Raw genomic sequence first — 23,028 nt, 5'->3', positions numbered from 1 at the left:
TTTTAGAAAATCAGGTCTTTATTAGAACTTTTATGCATATATTAGAAGATTTTAAATAATTATTAGAAAATTTAACCATATTTAATGAAGTAGTAATTCTATTTGAATTATAGGCCAGAATACTTATTCTCATTAATTATTATAATTGATTAAATTTTCCAACAATTGTAGAATGAAAGTATTACCTAGTAGTTTCTATCATTTGATTGGAGGCCCATTCATCATGTTTTTTCAAAATTTCCGCGATCAAGTAAACGAGAAAGAAGGTATTTTATTTCCTTCCAACAGTTATCGTCAAATGGTTCTACAGCCTGCGTATGACGAAGCACGTAAGCACTTTTTAGATGCAATGCTTCAAATTCATATTGCACACTTGAAAATGTTAGAGGAGCAGGAGCTAGTAACCACAGATGAAGCACGTCGAATTGGGCAAGCCATACAGAAATTGGACCTGGAATATTATAAAACACGCGATTATAATCCACAGTTTGAAGATTTATTTTTCCGTATTGAAAATAAATTAATTGAACTCGGTGGCGATATTTCAGGAAATTTACATATTGGCCGCAGTCGAAACGATATGGGAATTGCTATTTATCGCATGACATTACGCAAAAAGATGCTGACCCTTATGCAGGAGCTTATAAATTTACGCCATTCTTTAATTCTGTTTGCCGAGGAACATGTCGAAACGATCATGATTGGCTATACACATACCCAGCAAGCACAGCCGACAACGTTTGCCCACTATTTAAAAGCGGTTATTGACCAATTGACTCGTGACTATAAACGGATGCAGGCTGCCTACGAGAACATTAACCGCAGTAGCATGGGCGCTGCCGCTTTAACAACAACGGGCTTCCCTATTAGCCGCGAACGGGTGCAGGAGCTTCTTGCCTTCGATGATTTAATTGAAAATGCATGGGATGCCGTTGCTGGCGCTGACTATATTGCCGAAGCAGCCAGCACTGTACAACTTGCCGCTTTAAACTTAGGGCGTACATCACAAGACTTTTTATTGTGGGCAACACAGGAGTTTAATGCTTTTAAGCTTGCGAGCCCATATGTACAGATCAGTTCAATAATGCCTCAAAAGCGAAATCCTGTTTCTATTGAGCATACACGTTCCCTACTATCTTCTGTTGTAGGGGATGCAAGTACGGTTTTACAAATGGTTCATAATACACCCTTTGGAGACATCGTTGATACAGAGGATGATATGCAGCCCTATTTATGGCGGGCAATTGACCGTTTAGTCGGAATTTATAAGTTGTTTGGAAGCTTGATTGTGACAATGGATGTAAACAAAGAAAATCTGCTAAAGCGTGCGCAAAACAGTTTTGCCAACGTAACAGAGCTTGCGGATTCTCTTGTTCGTTCAGAAAATATTTCATTCCGCCAATCCCATAAAATTGTAAGTCTTTGTGTGCGAGAGCTTATAGCAAATAATGAAGAATCGCTTGCAAGCCTAACGTGGGACTTAGCAAATGAGAAATGCCTTGAAATTACAGGGAAGCCTCTCCAAATAAATGAAATTGCCTTTTATCAAGCCATTCAACCTGAATACTTCGTCAATATCCGCACTTTGAAAGGGGGTCCTGCCCCTGTGACGATGAGAAAGTCACTTGTACAGGCGCAGGATGACTCTGTACCGCTTGAAAACTGGCTACGGGAAAAAACAGAATCAATTTTACAGGCAGAAGAGCAATTAGATAAATTTTTAAAGGGGTGGACGACTAATGAATGAACAATTTATTTTAGCTGTTGACGGTGGCGCAACAAAAACGGTTATGACAATTCGTTCGTCAGAGGGACGCGAGTTATTTTCCGCAACCTCTACTAGCTCGAATTATCAAGCGGCAGGAATTGAACATGTACAACATGTATATACAGGATTACTAAGAAGTGCAGCAGCCCATTTACCTAGTCTATTTATCGATGTGGCGGTATTTGCCATTTCTGGGGTTGATACGGATCAAGATAAAAAAATTATCGAAGAAATTATTGAAGAAAGTATCGCACGCTGTCCATTCACTTTTGGTCACGTTATTATTGAAAATGATGTGGAAGCGACATTAAAAGGATTAGGTCATCATGATGTGAGTTTACTCATTTCAGGGACTGGAGCCATATGCTATAGCTATATGAATAACAGAATTATCCGTGCAGGAGGTTGGGGTCATCGCGTTGGGGATGAAGGTAGTGGCTACTGGATAGGTAAGCATATCGCCAAGGCCATTTTCCGCGCTGCAGACGGTCGCAATAAGCCGACTGCATTAACAGAGCTTGTTTTAAAAGGCCATCACGTAAACAGTACGGATGAACTGTTTAACTTAATCTATTCCCCGGATTATACGAATGCACGGTTAGCAAGCTTAGGTTCCTATTTACAGCAGGCGGTGGACATGGACGATGCAGTTGCCCATAAAATTATGCTTAAAGCGGTGGACGAACTTGTATTACTAGCAGCAACAACGTTAAAAAATGCCGGCTATGCAAATGAAGTGCATACACTGTTCTTAAATGGCGGTGTATTGAAAAACAATCCGAGCATAATGAATGGAGTCATCACACAACTTGAACAAACGCATCCAAATCTAACTGTAAAACTATGTGAAGAAAAACCAATAGAATCTATTTTCAATCGAGGCTTACGGGAAATTAACGGGACCCTCTATATCAACTAAAAACAAAGAGGTCAAGTACGATGAAAATCGCCTTGACCTCTTTTTACTTACTGCGCCTCAAATTTCGAATCAATCATTTGCTTCGCTTCCAACTTCATTTCATCAGTAATAGATAGATACACTTTTCCAAGCGCAGTTAAAATAATAAACGCATCATCCGTCAAACCAACTAGCGGTAAAAAGTCGACAATTAAATCAATCGGAAAAATGAAATAACCGAGCGCCCCCAGAACAATCAGTTTATTCGCTTTCGACATATCCGGGCTACGTAATGCCACAAAAAGTGTAGCTGCTGCATGCATTGCTTTATAGCCTAAACCGCCACCGAATTTTTTAAATTTATTGAGGAATTTATTTTCTGAATAGTGTTCTTCCTGACCATCGATCATTTTATCAAAATTAAATTGTTCAGCCATTATTTCTCTCCTCCATTCTCCCTATATATTCCCTTAATTTTGCTGTTTGTAATCATTTACGTTTCCGCTTTGAAGATAATTCTTTTGGCATTTTGCCTTTACGAAGAAAGTTTAACCAAAGTTGCTGGAAAATTTTCGTCGGATCCAATACTTCGTCATAATAAGTTATCGAGTTTTTCCGGAGTTTGGCATAACCGATGGGTACTTCATATAAAGGGACATTTCGTTTAATCGCTTCAATGAGCATATTCGTGTCATAGTTAAAGGACTCCCCTTTTACTTTTGACAGCCAAGATAAATGCTCCCTCGGAATAAAACGTAAACCAGTCTGAATGTCGAGTAGACGTTTATGTATAAATAGCTCAAACAATATCGAATTCGCACGGTTTTGAAGTTTACTTAAAAAAGGATAGTCTGAAGCTTTAAAATCGCGAATACCTAGTATAATCCCATCCGAGAAAATCTTTGTACTTGAAAGCACTTGCTCTACATCCAATACAGAATGCTGACCATGTGCACCTACTGTAATAATACCTTTTGGCCGTTCTGCAGATTTTAGTATGTATTCCATCCCCGTTTTCAGCGAACGACCTTTTCCCAAATTTTTTTCATGCGTTAAAACAATGCAGTTTTCCTGCTTTAATTGCTCAAATGTACTGTTATATCTTTTATCACTGCCATCATTGATAACAATAATGCCTGCAAGTGGCAGTGCCTGTAATTTCCGAACAAAGTCTACAACTGCGGGTAACGGGTTCAATGCTGGTATAACAACTATGACTCGATCCATTTTGCATGCTCCTTAGAAATAGAGATATTCCCTAAATTCTATCGGTTAATGCTGGAAAATTCAATGAGATTCCCCACCGTCAGTTATTTCTACCGGAATATGCTTAAACGCTTTCACATCGAATAAGCCCGTATCAGTTAGCTTAATATCCGGAATGACCGGCAAAGCTAAAAAGGACAATGTTAAAAACAAATGATAATTAAGTGTAGGATGAATAATATGAAGTCCTTCATGTAATTTTTGAAGTTCCAATTTCGCTTCTTCTGCTGAACAATCCGTCATAAGCCCTCCAATAGGTAAAATCAACGAAGCAATGATCTCTCCTTCATTTACTATGACCAGTCCACCTTGCATTTCCTGAAGTGCATTGAGTGCTACGAGCATATCATCATCATTTGTTCCAACGACAATTGCATTATGGGAATCGTGGGCAATCGTTGTTGCTACCGCCCCGCTTTGTATGCCGATCCCTTGTACAATGGCCACTGCCTTTGTTCCTAAATGATGGTGGCGCTCCACAACCGCAAGCTTCAGCAAATCCTTTTTAACAGAAGGAATAAATTCCCCATTCACTACATCAACTTTTGCTTCAATCCGCTTCGTAATTAATTGATTAGGAACGATTTGCATTACATTTGCTCGATTTCCTTTAAACGGCAAGCGTAAATCCTCTTTTGATAGCTTTGGTAAATGCATCGAATGTAAAATAGACGTTTCAATAATAGATTTTTCCGGAGCCGGAGTAAGCATTTTACCATGTTCAGCAACCTTTTTACCGTCCTTCCATACAGCTAAAGCTTTCATCGTCTGCAGGTTATCTACTAATAAAAAGTCCGCGTCAAAACCTGTAGCGATTGCCCCTTTATTATTTAAGCGGTAACATTCGGCAGCATTTAATGATGCCAACTGAATTGCAAGTAATGGATCCATGCCTTCTTCAATGGCAAGAGCAACAGCATAGTTTATGCTCCCTTGTTCTATAAGCTCATCCAAATGTTTATCATCGGTGCAAAATGCAAATCGCCGCGCATTAGCAACCGTCACAGCGGGTAAGATCGCTTTTAAATTCTTAGCAGCAGAACCTTCACGAATCAACACATACATCCCTTGTTCCACACGATCTAGCGCCTCTTCTGCTGTTACACATTCATGATCAGTAGCAATCCCTGCAGCACGGTACCCACGAATTTGCGCACTAGTTAAACCTGCACCATGCCCATCTATAATCATATCAGCATCTTGCGCAAGCTTAAGCTTTGAAAGCATCCCTTCCTCACCGTTTAAGACAGCAGGAAAATCCATTACTTCTGCCAGCCCTAACACACTCTCATGATGAACAAACTCCGCTAAATCTTTTGCTGTTAATACAGCCCCTGCATTTTCAAAGGATGTCCCCGGCACGCTGGATGGCAGCATATAATAAATATCCATTTCAACATCTTCTATTTCCCGCAACATAAACTCCAGGCCAGCTTTTCCAGCAACATTGGCAATTTCGTGCGGATCGGTTACGACAGCCGTCACACCATGAGGAAGGATAATCCGGTTAAATTGCTTCGGCGCCAGCATGGAAGACTCGATATGTATATGGGCATCAATAAAACCCGGCACAATATACTTTCCCCTTGCATCAATAATTTCATCCGCTTCAAATTCACCTGGTTCGGAGATGGCAATGATTTTCCCGTCAGCTACTACGACGTCCCCCTGTCGCCAGCGAAGATTAAATACATCTGCTATTTGTGCATGTTGAATAATGAAATCTGCTTTTTCCCTTTTTTGCGATTTATCTATAATCCGTTTCATACTGTCCCTACCACCCATCCAGCTGTTTTCCAATTATCATACAATATTTTCTATATTATTGGTGTTATAAATGCTTCCTATTCATTTTTAATCTTCCTCTCCGATAAAAAGATTACTTAGTGTTATTGAAGGGAGTGAATATTTATGGTAAATCGTGACTTACTTACAAAAGTTATTAATTCAATTCCGGAAACACATCGCCCTTTAGCAGAAGCACTGCAGGGTTCTGCCCGTTACACCATTTCCAACCCTATGCTCTCTTTAAAGAAATCTAATATTGCGCTCCGCATGATCGTACGGGATTTATATGCAAAGGAGATGCAGAAAGACGGAACAGTAAGCGAACTACGTACCCTCCTGAACAATAAATACTTTATCGAAAAAATAAAACCGCGCCGCATTTATTTGCTCATGAATTTAATTCTGAAAATGACCGAAGCCCAGGCAAATGATTTAATCGATACGAAGGCTGCAAAAATCGTGCTGGATTATTTAATGGATTTAACTAGCTGGTACACAAAACAGTTGCTTACAGAAGAAAAGTTATCAGTACCATTCGAAATCGAAAGTCTCACTCCCTCTTCTTTCGGGAAGTTAGATTTGCCGGCCTATGACTATGAAGCGGCCGCTAAATGGTTTTTAATTGCTGCAGAAAAAGGCAATACCATTGCACAATACAATCTCGGCGTTTTATACAATCATGGCAAAGGTGTCCCTCGCAATTTAAAAGAAGCGGCAAAATGGTACTCTTTAGCTGCTGAAAAGAGGGATAGTAACGCACTGTATGCACTTGGCATCTTGTATCAGCTCGGGCAAGGTGTTGAACAGGATGAAAAAAGGGCAGCCGAATTATATGAACTAGCTGCAAACGCAGGAAATGCAGATGCCCAGTATAATCTCGGTTCGCTATATAATCAGGGGACTGGTGTTTTGCAAAATTATGAAACAGCTGCACAATGGTATAAAAAAGCGGTCCAGCAAGGAAACACAAGCGCCATGAATAATCTAGGTTTCTTATATCATAAGGGACAGGGCGTAGAACAAAATTACGAAAAGGCTGCGGACCTCTTTTTACAGGCAGCCAAAATAGGAGATGCTAGTGCGCAATATAACCTAGGCTATTTATATACAAAAGGCGATGGTGTCAAACTTTCCTATAACGTTGCAGCTTGCTGGTATTTATCAGCCGCTATTCAAAACCATACGAATGCTCAATTCCAACTCGCATTACTTTATAAATCAGGTCAAGGCATCGATCAAAGTGAAGAAGAGGCGATTAAATGGCTGACACTCGCGGCAAATAACGGCCATACAAATGCCCAATATACTCTCGGTCTTATTTATAAGCAACAAAATACAACGCTTGCCCAAATAAATGCCTTAGAATGGTTACTAAAAGCTGCCTCAAGCGAACATATTAGTGCAAACTATGATTTAGGTATGCTTTATTTAGAAACCGGTGCTACAGAAACAGCGGTAAAATGGTTGAAACGCGCAGCTATTCAGAACCATGCAAAAGCACAGCTCCAGCTAGGGCTTTTTTACCTTGGTGATGAACACCATTTACCGAATTATCAAGAGGCACTTAAATGGTTTTACGCAGCTGTTAGCAAAAATGAGGCGGAAGCTGAATACCAGCTTGGATTACTTTACGAAAGAGGACTCGGTACTTCTGTCAATTATGATGAAGCCCGCCGCTGTTACCGCTCCGCAGCAGAACAAGGACATCTCCATGCACAATATCAGCTCGGCAATCTGTTTGATAAAGGACTTGGGACAAAGCAAGATTACACCGAGGCATTTAAATGGATTCAACAAGCCGCACAAAAGGGGCATCCAAAAGCACAATTTCAATTGGGCCAAATGTATGCAAATGGCGAAGGAATAATGAGAGATTATCAAGAAGGCGCTAAATGGTATCGCCTCGCTGCTATACAAGGACATACTAAAGCCCAGTTCCAACTTGGAATGCTCTATAAAAAAGGACTTGGTGTAACACAAGACTATACAGAAGCAACACGCTGGTTAAAACAGTCGATGGAACAAAGTATGAGTGAGCCATCATTCTGACTTCATCATAAAAAGGGAGCTAAAATTACTCTTTAGCCCCCTCTATCTTCTATAAACTTAACTTTTTACTGTTGCCTGTTCAATTTGCTGTGAGAACACCTTTTTCGCTTCTTCGATATTTACTTCTATATTCTGTTCTTGCAATGCTTCACCGATCGCAATAATGGCCTGCTGCAGCATCTCGGAAGTCGCATTACCCATATGTCCCATACGGAATGCTTTTCCAGCCAAATGAGCTAACGAGCCTGCTACAATAACGCCTCGACTTGCCAGACTTGCACGAAACTTCCCGTCATCCACCCCTTCAGGATATAAAATGCAGCTTAATGTCGGTGCCGCTACTTCTTCCTCTGCAAGTGGTGTCATGCCATATGAACGTAACGCTGTACGCACCGCTTTTCCATAGGCAATATGTCGAGCTTCGCGCTTTTCCATGCCTTCTTCCAATACAATTTTCAATGCAACATCATATGCATAAATTAAATTTACTGGTGGTGTCGCAAAATACATCGCTGGGTTTTCCATAATATTGCGCCAGTTATGTATATCCGCATAATACGCAGGAACTGTCCCAATTTGTTCACGGGCAGCCAAAGCCTGTTGACTAAAGGCAACGATTGCAAGACCTGGTGGAATACCAATCGCTTTTTGTGAACCTGTTAAGACGATATCAATCTTATAATCTTCCTTACCATACGATTTACCCATATCCTCTTGAAGAGCTGCCGTCGCTACGACACCATCCACAATTACAAGCGCACCCGATGCTTTAATGATCGGAATAAGCGTATCTAAATCGGAAGCAACACCTGTTGATGTATCTGCATGTGTAATCGTGACTGCCTTATATGACTTTGCTTTTACAGTTTCTTCAACAAGTTGCGCATCCACACGCTCCCCCCACGTAGACTGTAGCACGTCGACTTCAATACCAAATGCTTTTGCCAGTGGTGTAAAACGATCCCCAAAATAACCATGGCTAATGACTAAAAGACGTTCCCCTTTAGCAACAGTATTTACAATGGCCATTTCCATTGCCAATGTACCGGAGCCCGCTACTACATACACCTCTCCATCAGTATTAAAAAGCTTTTTCGTATTCGTAATTGTATTTTTAAATATTTCTACAAAACGAGGATCTGTATGTCCTCTCGTTTCACTTGCCAACGCATCATAAATTTCGTCCATTACAGGTGTTGGTCCAGGTACAAGTAATAGTTCTTTATTTTTCATATAAACGGCTCCCCTATCAATTAGTAATTAAAAGCTCCTAAAATAATTTCCTATCTACTAAAATGGAAAATGCCTTTCCAGCCCCATCCAAGCTAGAAAGACATATTTCCATTTATACAAAACCCCTAAGTTTGCTTCTATTTTGGGAGGCAATCCCATTCTAAATCGCGGTCCAATTCGATATAGATTGTATCGTAGTTAAGATGTTCAAGTTCAAAATCCAAAATCCTATCTCTTTTCCCCAACCTTCGTATTACTTTCGAAATCGCCCATTACATAACGGTTATCTACTAAGTGCTACATCCCCGATAACACTTTGAATAGGAAGGGCGGGTAAAAAGAGATAATTTATTACATATAGAGCAGTTCCCCGTTTATGAATTATTTTCATAATCCTGCTCTTTTAAAAGTCTATACTTATTAAGCAAATTGCTCTGTCTCAGTAGAACCAGACATAGCCGTTGTCGATGATGTACCACCTGAAATTGTTTGTGATACTTCATCAAAGTAACCAGTACCTACTTCACGTTGGTGACGAGTTGCCGTGTAACCTTTAGACTCTGCAGCAAACTCAGCTTGTTGTAGCTTAGAGTAAGCAGCCATACCATTGTCTTTGTAGTCATGCGCAAGCTCGAACATACCGAAGTTTAAGCTGTGGAAACCTGCAAGTGTGATGAATTGGAACTTGTAGCCAAGCTTCCCTAATTCACGTTGGTATTCTGCAATTTCCTCATCCGATAATTTAGCTTTCCAGTTGAATGATGGCGAGCAGTTGTACGCTAACATTTTCCCTGGGAATTCAGCGTGAATTGCCGCAGCAAACTCACGAGCTTCTTCTAAAGATGGGTGAGATGTCTCACACCAAATTAAGTCTGCATATGGTGCATAAGCTAAACCACGAGCAATTGCTTGCTTAATACCCGGTTTTGTACGGTAGAATCCTTCTGGAGTACGTTCACCTGTTAAGAATTCTGCATCGCGTGGGTCAATATCAGACGTTACCATGTCAGCAGCGTCAGCATCAGTACGAGCGATTAAGATTGTATCAACACCCGCAACATCCGCAGCAAGACGTGCAGCAATTAAGTTGCGTACTGCGTTTTGAGTTGGTAATAATACTTTACCACCTAAGTGACCACACTTTTTCTCAGAAGCTAATTGGTCTTCTAAATGGACACCAGCTGCACCAGCTTCAATCATTCCTTTAACTAACTCAAATACGTTTAATGGACCACCAAAGCCTGCTTCAGCATCAGCCACAATTGGTGCAAACCAATCGAAGCCATCATCGCGACCTTCAGCATGATCGATTTGATCAGCACGTTGTAAAGCTTGATTAATGCGCTTTACTACTGCTGGTACAGAGTTTGCTGGATATAAAGATTGGTCCGGATACATTTGTCCAGAAAGGTTCGCATCAGCCGCTACTTGCCACCCCGATAAGTAGATTGCTTTTAAACCTGCCTTTACTTGCTGTACTGCCTGATTCCCCGTTAAAGCACCTAAAGCATTGATAAACGGCTCTTCATGTAATGAATTCCATAAACGAGCAGCTCCACGCTTTGCTAATGTTTGCTCTTGGATGAATGAACCTTGTAACTTTACAACCTCTTCAGCTGTATAGCCACGCTCAATACCCTCCCAGCGTTTATTTTCTGCCCATTGTTTTTGTAAAGCTTCAATTCTTTCTTGACGTGTTGACATGATAAATTTCCACCTTCCCCATTGTGTATGAAAATTCTGTTAGGAAAATTTGCTATCCCCTGTTCCATAACAGAACATCTTGCTGTAATATAATGTATAACAGAAAGATTAACTTTTCATTATTTTCTGACAAATTAAGTTTAAATGAGGATGAATTATCTTATTTGGAGGACGAAACATATTTAGGCAATAATACAGAAGGAGTGGATTTACTTTGTCATTACAAAAAATTGATGTCGAAAAAGATATTTTTAATCAGTACAAAACTATTTTAGAAGACTGGATTCCAGCAGAAGCATCGATAGCAATAGCAGTAAATAACACTTATATTTATTTCAGTACGGGTCATCACCAATTCACATTAAAGGTAGGCTCTGCTGTTCCAGAAGACAGTATTGCTTTCCAAGTTCTCCAGACAGGACAAAAAACAGATGCAGTCATGGAAAGTACACTTTTTGAGACACCTTATTATGCAATCGGTTATCCCATCCTTGTAAACGGAGAGCAAGGGGCTTTAATTGTTGTCCTTCCTCCCCTTTTTACAATTAAGAAACCGGATACTTACAAATTTTTAACAGGCAAGCAAGTAGAAGACTGGATGCCTATTCCTATTGATCAAATTTCACATATTGAAAGCCTTCAAAAACGAACTTGGTTTTATTCTCAAGGTGAACAATATAAAACGGCTGTCACATTGAAAGAATTACAGACAAGGTTGCCGTCCAACTTTATCCGCATTCATCGATCTTGTATTATTAATATTTACTATATAAAGAAAATCTCACGGGATTTAACTTCCAACTTTATTGTTCAGCTAAATGAGGGGACAGAATTACCAGTAAGTCAATCTTACATTAATAATTTACGGGAGGTTTTGGAATTTTAACATCTTCAAATAGGAATTAGACAATAAAAAAACCACTGATTTCTCAGTGGTTTTTTTGTGTGCGAAGCGACGTCCTACTCTCACAGGGGGAAGCCCCCAACTACCATCGGCGCTAAAGAGCTTAACTTCCGTGTTCGGTATGGGAACGGGTGTGACCTCTTTGCCATCATCACTTCACTATTTTCGGCTTCCAATACACGGCGCTATCCTTCGTCAACTTCCCTCGCTCTTTCAGTCACGTACTTAAGTACGCTCCTTCAATCACTCAGTCGTTTCCTCGACTAGCTTGTGTCTTGAAACCCTTAGAAAAAATATTCATTCTTTCAAAACTGGATAAACGGTTCATTGAATTTGTGCAATAAAATGTGGTTAAGTCCTCGACCGATTAGTATTCGTCAGCTACATGCGTCACCGCACTTCCACCTCGAACCTATCTACCTGATCGTCTTTCAGGGGTCTTACTTACTTGCGTAATGGGAAATCTCATCTTGAGGGGGGCTTCATGCTTAGATGCTTTCAGCACTTATCCCGTCCACACATAGCTACCCAGCGATGCCTTTGGCAAGACAACTGGTACACCAGCGGTGTGTCCATCCCGGTCCTCTCGTACTAAGGACAGCTCCTCTCAAATTTCCTACGCCCACGACGGATAGGGACCGAACTGTCTCACGACGTTCTGAACCCAGCTCGCGTACCGCTTTAATGGGCGAACAGCCCAACCCTTGGGACCGACTACAGCCCCAGGATGCGATGAGCCGACATCGAGGTGCCAAACCTCCCCGTCGATGTGGACTCTTGGGGGAGATAAGCCTGTTATCCCCGGGGTAGCTTTTATCCGTTGAGCGATGGCCCTTCCATGCGGAACCACCGGATCACTAAGCCCGTCTTTCGACCCTGCTCGACTTGTAGGTCTCGCAGTCAAGCTCCCTTATGCCTTTACACTCTTCGAATGATTTCCAACCATTCTGAGGGAACCTTTGGGCGCCTCCGTTACTCTTTAGGAGGCGACCGCCCCAGTCAAACTGTCCGCCTGACACTGTCTCCTACCCCGCTAAGGGGCATGGGTTAGAAGTTCAATACAACCAGGGTAGTATCCCACCGACGCCTCCTCCGAAGCTGGCGCTCCGGGATCTCTGGCTCCTACCTATCCTGTACAAGTTGTACCAAAATTCAATATCAGGCTACAGTAAAGCTCCACGGGGTCTTTCCGTCCTGTCGCGGGTAACCTGCATCTTCACAGGTACTATAATTTCACCGAGTCTCTCGTTGAGACAGTGCCCAGATCGTTACGCCTTTCGTGCGGGTCGGAACTTACCCGACAAGGAATTTCGCTACCTTAGGACCGTTATAGTTACGGCCGCCGTTTACTGGGGCTTCAATTCACAGCTTCGCTTGCGCTAACCGCTCCTCTTAACCTTCCAGCACCGGGCAGGCGTCAGCCCCTATACGTCACCTTACGGTTTTGCAGAGACCTGTGTTTTTGCTAAACAGTCGCCTGGGCCTATTCACTGCGGCTTCTCTAGGCTATGCACCCAAAGAAGCACCCCTTCTCCCGAAGTTACGGGGTCATTTTGCCGAGTTCCTTAACGAGAGTTCTCTCGCACACCTTAGGATTCTCTCCTCGACTACCTGTGTCGGTTTGCGGTACGGGCACCTCTCACCTCGATAGAGGCTTTTCTTGGCAGTGTGAAATCAGGAACTTCGCTCTAAAGAGCTCGTCATCACAGCTCAACGTTATAGTATGCGGATTTGCCTACATACACGCCTTACTGCTTGAACACGCGCAACCAACGGCGTGCTTACCCTATCCTACTGCGTCCCCCCATTTCTCAAACGGTGAGGAGGTGGTACAGGAATATCAACCTGTTGTCCATCGCCTACGCCTATCGGCCTCGGCTTAGGTCCCGACTAACCCTGAGCGGACGAGCCTTCCTCAGGAAACCTTAGTCATACGGTGCATGGGATTCTCACCCATGTTTCGCTACTCATACCGGCATTCTCACTTCTAATCGCTCCACCAGTCCTTCCGGTCTGACTTCAACGCTATTAGAACGCTCTCCTACCACGCATACTCAAAGTATGCATCCACAGCTTCGGTGAATCGTTTAGCCCCGATACATTTTCGGCGCAGCGTCACTCGACCAGTGAGCTATTACGCACTCTTTAAATGATGGCTGCTTCTAAGCCAACATCCTGGTTGTCTAAGCAACGCCACATCCTTTTCCACTTAACGATTACTTGGGGACCTTAGCTGGTGGTCTGGGCTGTTTCCCTCTTGACTACGGATCTTATCACTCGCAGTCTGACTCCCGTGTATAAATATCCGGCATTCGGAGTTTGTCTGAATTCGGTAAAGCGAGATGCCCCCCTAGTCCAAACAGTGCTCTACCTCCGGTATTCTCAATCACGAGGCTAGCCCTAAAGCTATTTCGGAGAGAACCAGCTATCTCCAGGTTCGATTGGAATTTCTCCGCTACCCACACCTCATCCCCGCACTTTTCAACGTGCGTGGGTTCGGGCCTCCAGTGAGTGTTACCTCACCTTCACCCTGGACATGGGTAGATCACCTGGTTTCGGGTCTACGACCACGTACTAATTCGCCCTATTCAGACTCGCTTTCGCTGCGGCTCCGTCTTCTCAACTTAACCTCGCACGTAATCGTAACTCGCCGGTTCATTCTACAAAAGGCACGCTATCACCCATTAACGGGCTCTAACTACTTGTAGGCACACGGTTTCAGGATCTATTTCACTCCCCTTCCGGGGTGCTTTTCACCTTTCCCTCACGGTACTGGTTCACTATCGGTCACTAGGTAGTATTTAGCCTTGGGAGATGGTCCTCCCGGATTCCGACGGAATTTCACGTGTTCCGCCGTACTCAGGATACACTCTGGAGGGAATGAACTTTTGACTACAGGGCTTTTACCTTGTTTCGCGGACCTTTCCAAGTCGCTTCGTCTAACTCATTCTTTTGTAACTCCGTATAGAGTGTCCTACAACCCCAAAGAGCAAGCTCTTTGGTTTGGGCTCTTCCCGTTTCGCTCGCCGCTACTCAGGGAATCGAATTTTCTTTCTGTTCCTGCAGGTACTTAGATGTTTCAGTTCCCTGCGTCTGTCCTCATCACGCTATGTATTCACGTGTAGATACTATCCGATTAAAGATAGTGGGTTCCCCCATTCGGAAATCCCCGGATCAAAGCTTACTTACAGCTCCCCGAGGCATATCGGTGTTAGTGCCGTCCTTCATCGACTCCTAGTGCCAAGGCATCCACCGTGCGCCCTTATTAACTTAACCAAAAGTTAACACTTGGATAAAATCCAAGATTTAAGTTTACACGTCAATTGCTTGACTTGTTACATTTCTATAAAATAGAAATTTGTTTTATTGCTATCAATGTCGTTTTATCCAGTTTTCAAAGAACGAAAAAATAAAATTGGTGGAGCCTAGCGGGATCGAACCGCTGACCTCCTGCGTGCAAGGCAGGCGCTCTCCCAGCTGAGCTAAGGCCCCAATGTTTTATTAAGAGGTATATAAAGAATTTATATGGTGGGCCTAAATGGACTCGAACCATCGACCTCACGCTTATCAGGCGTGCGCTCTAACCAGCTGAGCTATAGGCCCTCTTAGAAGTTATAAAATTCATTCATAAACCTTCAAAACTGAACAGCAACCGTTAATGTTTCATTCTCCATGAGAATGATTCCGAAATAATCCTTAGAAAGGAGGTGATCCAGCCGCACCTTCCGATACGGCTACCTTGTTACGACTTCACCCCAATCATCTATCCCACCTTCGGCGGCTGGCTCCATAAAGGTTACCTCACCGACTTCGGGTGTTACAAACTCTCGTGGTGTGACGGGCGGTGTGTACAAGGCCCGGGAACGTATTCACCGCGGCATGCTGATCCGCGATTACTAGCGATTCCGGCTTCATGTAGGCGAGTTGCAGCCTACAATCCGAACTGAGAACGATTTTATCGGATTAGCTCCCCCTCGCGGGTTGGCAACCGTTTGTATCGTCCATTGTAGCACGTGTGTAGCCCAGGTCATAAGGGGCATGATGATTTGACGTCATCCCCACCTTCCTCCGGTTTATCACCGGCAGTCTCCTTAGAGTGCCCAACTGAATGATGGCAACTAAGAATAAGGGTTGCGCTCGTTGCGGGACTTAACCCAACATCTCACGACACGAGCTGACGACAACCATGCACCACCTGTCACCGTTGCCCCCGAAGGGGAAACTATGTCTCCATAGTGGTCACCGGGATGTCAAGACCTGGTAAGGTTCTTCGCGTTGCTTCGAATTAAACCACATGCTCCACCGCTTGTGCGGGCCCCCGTCAATTCCTTTGAGTTTCAGTCTTGCGACCGTACTCCCCAGGCGGAGTGCTTAATGCGTTAGCTGCAGCACTGAGGGGCGGAAACCCCCCAACACTTAGCACTCATCGTTTACGGCGTGGACTACCAGGGTATCTAATCCTGTTTGCTCCCCACGCTTTCGCGCCTCAGTGTCAGTTACAGACCAGACAGTCGCCTTCGCCACTGGTGTTCCTCCAAATCTCTACGCATTTCACCGCTACACTTGGAATTCCACTATCCTCTTCTGCACTCAAGTTCCCCAGTTTCCAATGACCCTCCCCGGTTGAGCCGGGGGCTTTCACATCAGACTTAAGGAACCACCTGCGCGCGCTTTACGCCCAATAATTCCGGACAACGCTTGCCACCTACGTATTACCGCGGCTGCTGGCACGTAGTTAGCCGTGGCTTTCTAACAAGGTACCGTCAAGGTAGCGCCAGTTACTACGCTACTTGTTCTTCCCTTGCAACAGAGTTTTACGAACCGAAATCCTTCTTCACTCACGCGGCGTTGCTCCATCAGACTTTCGTCCATTGTGGAAGATTCCCTACTGCTGCCTCCCGTAGGAGTCTGGGCCGTGTCTCAGTCCCAGTGTGGCCGATCACCCTCTCAGGTCGGCTACGCATCGTTGCCTTGGTGAGCCGTTACCTCACCAACTAGCTAATGCGCCGCGGGTCCATCTTATAGTGACAGCCGAAACCGTCTTTCAACTTTCAAACATGTGTTTAAAAGTATTATTCGGTATTAGCCCCGGTTTCCCGGAGTTATCCCAATCTATAAGGTAGGTTACCCACGTGTTACTCACCCGTCCGCCGCTAAATCAGAGAGAAGCAAGCTTCTCTCATCATCCGCTCGACTTGCATGTATTAGGCACGCCGCCAGCGTTCGTCCTGAGCCAGGATCAAACTCTCCATAAAAGTAGTTTGAAAGCTCATTTGCTTTGCTAGCGATTCAACTTAATTAAAAGTTGAAATCTATTGTTTGCTTCATTTAAGAAGCTTGTTTCATTAACGTTGCTTGTTCAGTTTTCAAGGTTCATGGTGGAGCCTAGCGGGATCGAACCGCTGACCTCCTGCGTGCAAGGCAGGCGCTCTCCCAGCTGAGCTAAGGCCCCTAAATAATGGTCGGAATGACAGGATTCGAACCTACGACCCCTTGGTCCCAAACCAAGTGCTCTACCAAGCTGAGCTACATTCCGAAATATGGCGCGCCCGGCAGGAGTCGAACCCACAACCTTCTGATCCGTAGTCAGACGCTCTATCCAATTGAGCTACGGGCGCAAAATATAAAGTAAAGATGGTGCCGAGGGCCGGAATCGAACCGGCACGGTGATCACTCACCGCAGGATTTTAAGTCCTGTGCGTCTGCCAGTTCCGCCACCCCGGCATTTTTGGAGCGGAAGACGAGGTTCGAACTCGCGACCCCCACCTTGGCAAGGTGGTGTTCTACCACTGAACTACTTCCGCAAAATGCATAAGATATTTTTACTCTGACAGTATTTGAAATTAAAATGGTGCGGGTGAAGGGAGTCGAACCCCCACGCCTTGCGGCGCTAGATCCTAAGTCTAGTGCGTCTGCCAATTCCGCCACACCCGCAGCAGACAATATAAAACTGGTGAGCCATGAAGGACTCGAACCTTCGACCCTCTGATTAAAAGTCAGATGCTCTACCAACTGAGCTAATGGCTCTCTAAATGGTGCCGGCGAAAGGAGTCGAACCCTCGACCTACTGATTACAAGTCAGTTGCTCTACCAACTGAGCTACACCGGCATTTAGAAATGGTGGAGGATGACGGGCTCGAACCGCCGACCCCCTGCTTGTAAGGCAGGTGCTCTCCCAGCTGAGCTAATCCTCCTGGGTATAAAAGCCTAGCGACGTCCTACTCTCACAGGGGGAAGCCCCCAACTACCATCGGCGCTAAAGAGCTTAACTTCCGTGTTCGGTATGGGAACGGGTGTGACCTCTTTGCCATCATCACTAGACTATTTTGTTTAAAAGACAAGATTCATTATATCATACTTTACTCGAAGGTCAAGCATTTTTTATAATTTATCGTTCTTTCAAAACTGGATAAACGTTTCATTGAATTTGTGCAATAAAATGTGGTTAAGTCCTCGACCGATTAGTATTCGTCAGCTACATGCGTCACCGCACTTCCACCTCGAACCTATCTACCTGATCGTCTTTCAGGGGTCTTACTTACTTGCGTAATGGGAAATCTCATCTTGAGGGGGGCTTCATGCTTAGATGCTTTCAGCACTTATCCCGTCCACACATAGCTACCCAGCGATGCCTTTGGCAAGACAACTGGTACACCAGCGGTGTGTCCATCCCGGTCCTCTCGTACTAAGGACAGCTCCTCTCAAATTTCCTACGCCCACGACGGATAGGGACCGAACTGTCTCACGACGTTCTGAACCCAGCTCGCGTACCGCTTTAATGGGCGAACAGCCCAACCCTTGGGACCGACTACAGCCCCAGGATGCGATGAGCCGACATCGAGGTGCCAAACCTCCCCGTCGATGTGGACTCTTGGGGGAGATAAGCCTGTTATCCCCGGGGTAGCTTTTATCCGTTGAGCGATGGCCCTTCCATGCGGAACCACCGGATCACTAAGCCCGTCTTTCGACCCTGCTCGACTTGTAGGTCTCGCAGTCAAGCTCCCTTATGCCTTTACACTCTTCGAATGATTTCCAACCATTCTGAGGGAACCTTTGGGCGCCTCCGTTACTCTTTAGGAGGCGACCGCCCCAGTCAAACTGTCCGCCTGACACTGTCTCCTACCCCGCTAAGGGGCATGGGTTAGAAGTTCAATACAACCAGGGTAGTATCCCACCGACGCCTCCTCCGAAGCTGGCGCTCCGGGATCTCTGGCTCCTACCTATCCTGTACAAGTTGTACCAAAATTCAATATCAGGCTACAGTAAAGCTCCACGGGGTCTTTCCGTCCTGTCGCGGGTAACCTGCATCTTCACAGGTACTATAATTTCACCGAGTCTCTCGTTGAGACAGTGCCCAGATCGTTACGCCTTTCGTGCGGGTCGGAACTTACCCGACAAGGAATTTCGCTACCTTAGGACCGTTATAGTTACGGCCGCCGTTTACTGGGGCTTCAATTCACAGCTTCGCTTGCGCTAACCGCTCCTCTTAACCTTCCAGCACCGGGCAGGCGTCAGCCCCTATACGTCACCTTACGGTTTTGCAGAGACCTGTGTTTTTGCTAAACAGTCGCCTGGGCCTATTCACTGCGGCTTCTCTAGGCTATGCACCCAAAGAAGCACCCCTTCTCCCGAAGTTACGGGGTCATTTTGCCGAGTTCCTTAACGAGAGTTCTCTCGCACACCTTAGGATTCTCTCCTCGACTACCTGTGTCGGTTTGCGGTACGGGCACCTCTCACCTCGATAGAGGCTTTTCTTGGCAGTGTGAAATCAGGAACTTCGCTCATAAGAGCTCGTCATCACAGCTCAACGTTATAGTATGCGGATTTGCCTACATACACGCCTTACTGCTTGAACACGCGCAACCAACGGCGTGCTTACCCTATCCTACTGCGTCCCCCCATTTCTCAAACGGTGAGGAGGTGGTACAGGAATATCAACCTGTTGTCCATCGCCTACGCCTATCGGCCTCGGCTTAGGTCCCGACTAACCCTGAGCGGACGAGCCTTCCTCAGGAAACCTTAGTCATACGGTGCATGGGATTCTCACCCATGTTTCGCTACTCATACCGGCATTCTCACTTCTAATCGCTCCACCAGTCCTTCCGGTCTGACTTCAACGCTATTAGAACGCTCTCCTACCACGCATACTCAAAGTATGCATCCACAGCTTCGGTGAATCGTTTAGCCCCGATACATTTTCGGCGCAGCGTCACTCGACCAGTGAGCTATTACGCACTCTTTAAATGATGGCTGCTTCTAAGCCAACATCCTGGTTGTCTAAGCAACGCCACATCCTTTTCCACTTAACGATTACTTGGGGACCTTAGCTGGTGGTCTGGGCTGTTTCCCTCTTGACTACGGATCTTATCACTCGCAGTCTGACTCCCGTGTATAAATATCCGGCATTCGGAGTTTGTCTGAATTCGGTAAAGCGAGATGCCCCCCTAGTCCAAACAGTGCTCTACCTCCGGTATTCTCAATCACGAGGCTAGCCCTAAAGCTATTTCGGAGAGAACCAGCTATCTCCAGGTTCGATTGGAATTTCTCCGCTACCCACACCTCATCCCCGCACTTTTCAACGTGCGTGGGTTCGGGCCTCCAGTGAGTGTTACCTCACCTTCACCCTGGACATGGGTAGATCACCTGGTTTCGGGTCTACGACCACGTACTAATTCGCCCTATTCAGACTCGCTTTCGCTGCGGCTCCGTCTTCTCAACTTAACCTCGCACGTAATCGTAACTCGCCGGTTCATTCTACAAAAGGCACGCTATCACCCATTAACGGGCTCTAACTACTTGTAGGCACACGGTTTCAGGATCTATTTCACTCCCCTTCCGGGGTGCTTTTCACCTTTCCCTCACGGTACTGGTTCACTATCGGTCACTAGGTAGTATTTAGCCTTGGGAGATGGTCCTCCCGGATTCCGACGGAATTTCACGTGTTCCGCCGTACTCAGGATACACTCTGGAGGGAATGAACTTTTGACTACAGGGCTTTTACCTTGTTTCGCGGACCTTTCCAAGTCGCTTCGTCTAACTCATTCTTTTGTAACTCCGTATAGAGTGTCCTACAACCCCAAAGAGCAAGCTCTTTGGTTTGGGCTCTTCCCGTTTCGCTCGCCGCTACTCAGGGAATCGAATTTTCTTTCTGTTCCTGCAGGTACTTAGATGTTTCAGTTCCCTGCGTCTGTCCTCATCACGCTATGTATTCACGTGTAGATACTATCCGATTAAAGATAGTGGGTTCCCCCATTCGGAAATCCCCGGATCAAAGCTTACTTACAGCTCCCCGAGGCATATCGGTGTTAGTGCCGTCCTTCATCGACTCCTAGTGCCAAGGCATCCACCGTGCGCCCTTATTAACTTAACCAAAAGTTAACACTTAGATAAAATCTAAGATTTAAGTTTACACGTCAATTGCTTGACTTGTTTAAAAATCTATAAAATAGAAATTTGATTTATTGCTTTCAATGTCGTTTTATCCAGTTTTCAAAGAACAAATATGCTTCCTGTTTTACTTCTTCGCATATTTGCGACGAGTAACCGCAGGAGCAAGTGTTTTGAAGTATTCCATTCAATTAAGAATGAACCTTCAAAACTGAACAGCAAACGTTAATGTTTCATTCCCCGAGGGAATGATTCCGAAATAATCCTTAGAAAGGAGGTGATCCAGCCGCACCTTCCGATACGGCTACCTTGTTACGACTTCACCCCAATCATCTATCCCACCTTCGGCGGCTGGCTCCATAAAGGTTACCTCACCGACTTCGGGTGTTACAAACTCTCGTGGTGTGACGGGCGGTGTGTACAAGGCCCGGGAACGTATTCACCGCGGCATGCTGATCCGCGATTACTAGCGATTCCGGCTTCATGTAGGCGAGTTGCAGCCTACAATCCGAACTGAGAACGATTTTATCGGATTAGCTCCCCCTCGCGGGTTGGCAACCGTTTGTATCGTCCATTGTAGCACGTGTGTAGCCCAGGTCATAAGGGGCATGATGATTTGACGTCATCCCCACCTTCCTCCGGTTTATCACCGGCAGTCTCCTTAGAGTGCCCAACTGAATGATGGCAACTAAGAATAAGGGTTGCGCTCGTTGCGGGACTTAACCCAACATCTCACGACACGAGCTGACGACAACCATGCACCACCTGTCACCGTTGCCCCCGAAGGGGAAACTATGTCTCCATAGTGGTCACCGGGATGTCAAGACCTGGTAAGGTTCTTCGCGTTGCTTCGAATTAAACCACATGCTCCACCGCTTGTGCGGGCCCCCGTCAATTCCTTTGAGTTTCAGTCTTGCGACCGTACTCCCCAGGCGGAGTGCTTAATGCGTTAGCTGCAGCACTGAGGGGCGGAAACCCCCCAACACTTAGCACTCATCGTTTACGGCGTGGACTACCAGGGTATCTAATCCTGTTTGCTCCCCACGCTTTCGCGCCTCAGTGTCAGTTACAGACCAGACAGTCGCCTTCGCCACTGGTGTTCCTCCAAATCTCTACGCATTTCACCGCTACACTTGGAATTCCACTATCCTCTTCTGCACTCAAGTTCCCCAGTTTCCAATGACCCTCCCCGGTTGAGCCGGGGGCTTTCACATCAGACTTAAGGAACCACCTGCGCGCGCTTTACGCCCAATAATTCCGGACAACGCTTGCCACCTACGTATTACCGCGGCTGCTGGCACGTAGTTAGCCGTGGCTTTCTAACAAGGTACCGTCAAGGTAGCGCCAGTTACTACGCTACTTGTTCTTCCCTTGCAACAGAGTTTTACGAACCGAAATCCTTCTTCACTCACGCGGCGTTGCTCCATCAGACTTTCGTCCATTGTGGAAGATTCCCTACTGCTGCCTCCCGTAGGAGTCTGGGCCGTGTCTCAGTCCCAGTGTGGCCGATCACCCTCTCAGGTCGGCTACGCATCGTTGCCTTGGTGAGCCGTTACCTCACCAACTAGCTAATGCGCCGCGGGTCCATCTTATAGTGACAGCCGAAACCGTCTTTCAACTTTCAAACATGTGTTTAAAAGTGTTATTCGGTATTAGCCCCGGTTTCCCGGAGTTATCCCAATCTATAAGGTAGGTTACCCACGTGTTACTCACCCGTCCGCCGCTAAATCAGAGAGAAGCAAGCTTCTCTCATCGTCCGCTCGACTTGCATGTATTAGGCACGCCGCCAGCGTTCGTCCTGAGCCAGGATCAAACTCTCCATAAAAGTAGTTTGAAAGCTCATTTGCTTTGCTAGCGATTCAACTTAATTAAAAGTTAAAATCTATTGTTTGCTTCATTTAAGAAGCTTGTTTCATTAACGTTGCTTGTTCAGTTTTCAAGGTTCATTGCGCTGCCCTTTATGACAACTCTTATATCTTACCAACTTTCGTTTTGAATGTCAATAACTTTTTTAAAAAAGTTTTAAGAAAC

The 23,028-nt window shown here is 45.2% G+C and carries 9 protein-coding genes, 11 tRNA genes and 6 rRNA genes; 4 read left to right on the top strand and 22 right to left on the bottom strand.

The features are described from left to right. The first annotated feature begins 223 nt into the window (after window positions 1-223). Window positions 224-1,747, top strand: a complete 1,524-nt coding sequence (gene argH / locus NYE67_RS00655) for an argininosuccinate lyase (RefSeq protein ID WP_191701680.1) — start codon at window positions 224-226, stop codon at window positions 1,745-1,747. Then, window positions 1,740-2,687 (top strand): N-acetylglucosamine kinase, encoded by a 948-nt coding sequence (locus NYE67_RS00650; protein WP_191701681.1) that lies wholly within the window; start codon window positions 1,740-1,742, stop codon window positions 2,685-2,687. The genes argH and NYE67_RS00650 overlap by 8 nt, the downstream gene beginning before the upstream one ends. 47 nt (window positions 2,688-2,734) lie before the next feature. On the opposite strand, the gene NYE67_RS00645 is transcribed toward NYE67_RS00650, so the two are convergent. The 3 genes from NYE67_RS00645 to ade are packed head-to-tail and all read right to left on the bottom strand — an operon-like array spanning window position 2,735 to window position 5,699. Beyond that, on the bottom strand, window positions 2,735-3,103 hold the full coding sequence (locus NYE67_RS00645; RefSeq protein WP_191701682.1) for a YkvA family protein: 369 nt from the start codon (window positions 3,101-3,103) through the stop codon (window positions 2,735-2,737). A 52-nt stretch (window positions 3,104-3,155) separates the two neighbouring features. Next, window positions 3,156-3,893 (bottom strand): glycosyltransferase family 2 protein, encoded by a 738-nt coding sequence (locus NYE67_RS00640; protein WP_340726634.1) that lies wholly within the window; start codon window positions 3,891-3,893, stop codon window positions 3,156-3,158. A gap of 60 nt (window positions 3,894-3,953) precedes the next feature. After that, the gene (ade, locus tag NYE67_RS00635; RefSeq protein ID WP_340726633.1) at window positions 3,954-5,699 is read right to left on the bottom strand and encodes an adenine deaminase; all 1,746 of its coding nucleotides are present in this window, start codon (window positions 5,697-5,699) and stop codon (window positions 3,954-3,956) included. A 144-nt stretch (window positions 5,700-5,843) separates the two neighbouring features. Here ade and NYE67_RS00630 point away from each other — a divergent pair, with 144 nt between their 5' ends. Next, window positions 5,844-7,769 carry an SEL1-like repeat protein gene (locus NYE67_RS00630; RefSeq protein ID WP_340726632.1) on the top strand — a complete coding sequence of 642 codons (1,926 nt, stop codon included), beginning with the start codon at window positions 5,844-5,846 and terminating at the stop codon, window positions 7,767-7,769. Between the two features lie 57 nt (window positions 7,770-7,826). On the opposite strand, the gene NYE67_RS00625 is transcribed toward NYE67_RS00630, so the two are convergent. Together NYE67_RS00625 and aceA are read right to left on the bottom strand one after the other, a co-directional pair. Then, complete coding sequence (locus tag NYE67_RS00625; protein ID WP_340728878.1) at window positions 7,827-9,002, bottom strand: pyridoxal-phosphate-dependent aminotransferase family protein; 1,176 nt, start codon at window positions 9,000-9,002, stop codon at window positions 7,827-7,829. Window positions 9,003-9,422: 420 nt separating this feature from the next. Next, window positions 9,423-10,706 (bottom strand): isocitrate lyase, encoded by a 1,284-nt coding sequence (gene aceA / locus NYE67_RS00620; RefSeq protein ID WP_340726630.1) that lies wholly within the window; start codon window positions 10,704-10,706, stop codon window positions 9,423-9,425. Between the two features lie 214 nt (window positions 10,707-10,920). Between aceA and NYE67_RS00615 the strand changes: the two genes are divergently transcribed. Continuing rightward, window positions 10,921-11,592 (top strand): LytTR family DNA-binding domain-containing protein, encoded by a 672-nt coding sequence (locus tag NYE67_RS00615; RefSeq protein ID WP_340726629.1) that lies wholly within the window; start codon window positions 10,921-10,923, stop codon window positions 11,590-11,592. A gap of 61 nt (window positions 11,593-11,653) precedes the next feature. Here the strand turns inward: NYE67_RS00615 and rrf (NYE67_RS00610) are convergent. The 17 genes from rrf (NYE67_RS00610) to NYE67_RS00530 form a co-directional block, all read right to left on the bottom strand. Next, window positions 11,654-11,769 (bottom strand): 5S ribosomal RNA (gene rrf / locus NYE67_RS00610). A 188-nt stretch (window positions 11,770-11,957) separates the two neighbouring features. After that, window positions 11,958-14,886: ribosomal RNA gene (locus NYE67_RS00605) — 23S ribosomal RNA — on the bottom strand. Window positions 14,887-15,026: 140 nt separating this feature from the next. Then, a tRNA-Ala gene (locus NYE67_RS00600) sits at window positions 15,027-15,102 on the bottom strand. 34 nt (window positions 15,103-15,136) lie between these two features. Further along, window positions 15,137-15,213 (bottom strand) — tRNA-Ile (locus NYE67_RS00595). Window positions 15,214-15,310: 97 nt separating this feature from the next. After that, window positions 15,311-16,865, bottom strand: a 16S ribosomal RNA gene (locus NYE67_RS00590). Window positions 16,866-16,986: 121 nt separating this feature from the next. Continuing rightward, window positions 16,987-17,062: transfer RNA gene (locus NYE67_RS00585), tRNA-Ala, on the bottom strand. Window positions 17,063-17,069: 7 nt separating this feature from the next. After that, window positions 17,070-17,146 (bottom strand) — tRNA-Pro (locus NYE67_RS00580). 5 nt (window positions 17,147-17,151) lie between these two features. Next, window positions 17,152-17,228, bottom strand: a tRNA-Arg gene (locus tag NYE67_RS00575). Window positions 17,229-17,245: 17 nt separating this feature from the next. Further along, window positions 17,246-17,334, bottom strand: a tRNA-Leu gene (locus tag NYE67_RS00570). Window positions 17,335-17,339: 5 nt separating this feature from the next. Continuing rightward, window positions 17,340-17,414: transfer RNA gene (locus NYE67_RS00565), tRNA-Gly, on the bottom strand. Between the two features lie 45 nt (window positions 17,415-17,459). Beyond that, window positions 17,460-17,544: transfer RNA gene (locus NYE67_RS00560), tRNA-Leu, on the bottom strand. 17 nt (window positions 17,545-17,561) lie between these two features. Further along, window positions 17,562-17,637: transfer RNA gene (locus NYE67_RS00555), tRNA-Lys, on the bottom strand. Window positions 17,638-17,643: 6 nt separating this feature from the next. Then, window positions 17,644-17,719, bottom strand: a tRNA-Thr gene (locus NYE67_RS00550). A 9-nt stretch (window positions 17,720-17,728) separates the two neighbouring features. Continuing rightward, window positions 17,729-17,804: transfer RNA gene (locus tag NYE67_RS00545), tRNA-Val, on the bottom strand. 11 nt (window positions 17,805-17,815) lie between these two features. After that, window positions 17,816-17,931: ribosomal RNA gene (gene rrf, locus NYE67_RS00540) — 5S ribosomal RNA — on the bottom strand. 120 nt (window positions 17,932-18,051) lie between these two features. After that, a 23S ribosomal RNA gene (locus tag NYE67_RS00535) occupies window positions 18,052-20,980 on the bottom strand. A 287-nt stretch (window positions 20,981-21,267) separates the two neighbouring features. Then, window positions 21,268-22,822 (bottom strand): 16S ribosomal RNA (locus tag NYE67_RS00530). The 16S, 23S and 5S rRNA genes sit together here with 11 tRNA genes alongside, the layout of an rRNA operon. Window positions 22,823-23,028 lie beyond the last annotated feature (206 nt).

The sequence above is a fragment of the Solibacillus sp. FSL W8-0474 genome, from assembly GCF_038004065.1.
Taxonomy (GTDB): domain Bacteria; phylum Bacillota; class Bacilli; order Bacillales_A; family Planococcaceae; genus Solibacillus; species Solibacillus faecavium.
This window is presented reverse-complemented; position numbering and strand designations above follow the sequence as displayed.

Excerpts from the sequence above, each read along its gene's own strand:
- NYE67_RS00640 (WP_340726634.1), bottom strand. The coding sequence starts at position 3,893 with ATGGATCGAGTCATAGTTGTTATACCAGCATTGAACCCGTTACCCGCA.
- argH (WP_191701680.1), top strand. The coding sequence starts at position 224 with ATGTTTTTTCAAAATTTCCGCGATCAAGTAAACGAGAAAGAAGGTATT.
- ade (WP_340726633.1), bottom strand. The coding sequence starts at position 5,699 with ATGAAACGGATTATAGATAAATCGCAAAAAAGGGAAAAAGCAGATTTC.
- NYE67_RS00630 (WP_340726632.1), top strand. The coding sequence starts at position 5,844 with ATGGTAAATCGTGACTTACTTACAAAAGTTATTAATTCAATTCCGGAA.
- NYE67_RS00650 (WP_191701681.1), top strand. The coding sequence starts at position 1,740 with ATGAATGAACAATTTATTTTAGCTGTTGACGGTGGCGCAACAAAAACG.
- NYE67_RS00645 (WP_191701682.1), bottom strand. The coding sequence starts at position 3,103 with ATGGCTGAACAATTTAATTTTGATAAAATGATCGATGGTCAGGAAGAA.
- aceA (WP_340726630.1), bottom strand. The coding sequence starts at position 10,706 with ATGTCAACACGTCAAGAAAGAATTGAAGCTTTACAAAAACAATGGGCA.
- NYE67_RS00625 (WP_340728878.1), bottom strand. The coding sequence starts at position 9,002 with ATGAAAAATAAAGAACTATTACTTGTACCTGGACCAACACCTGTAATG.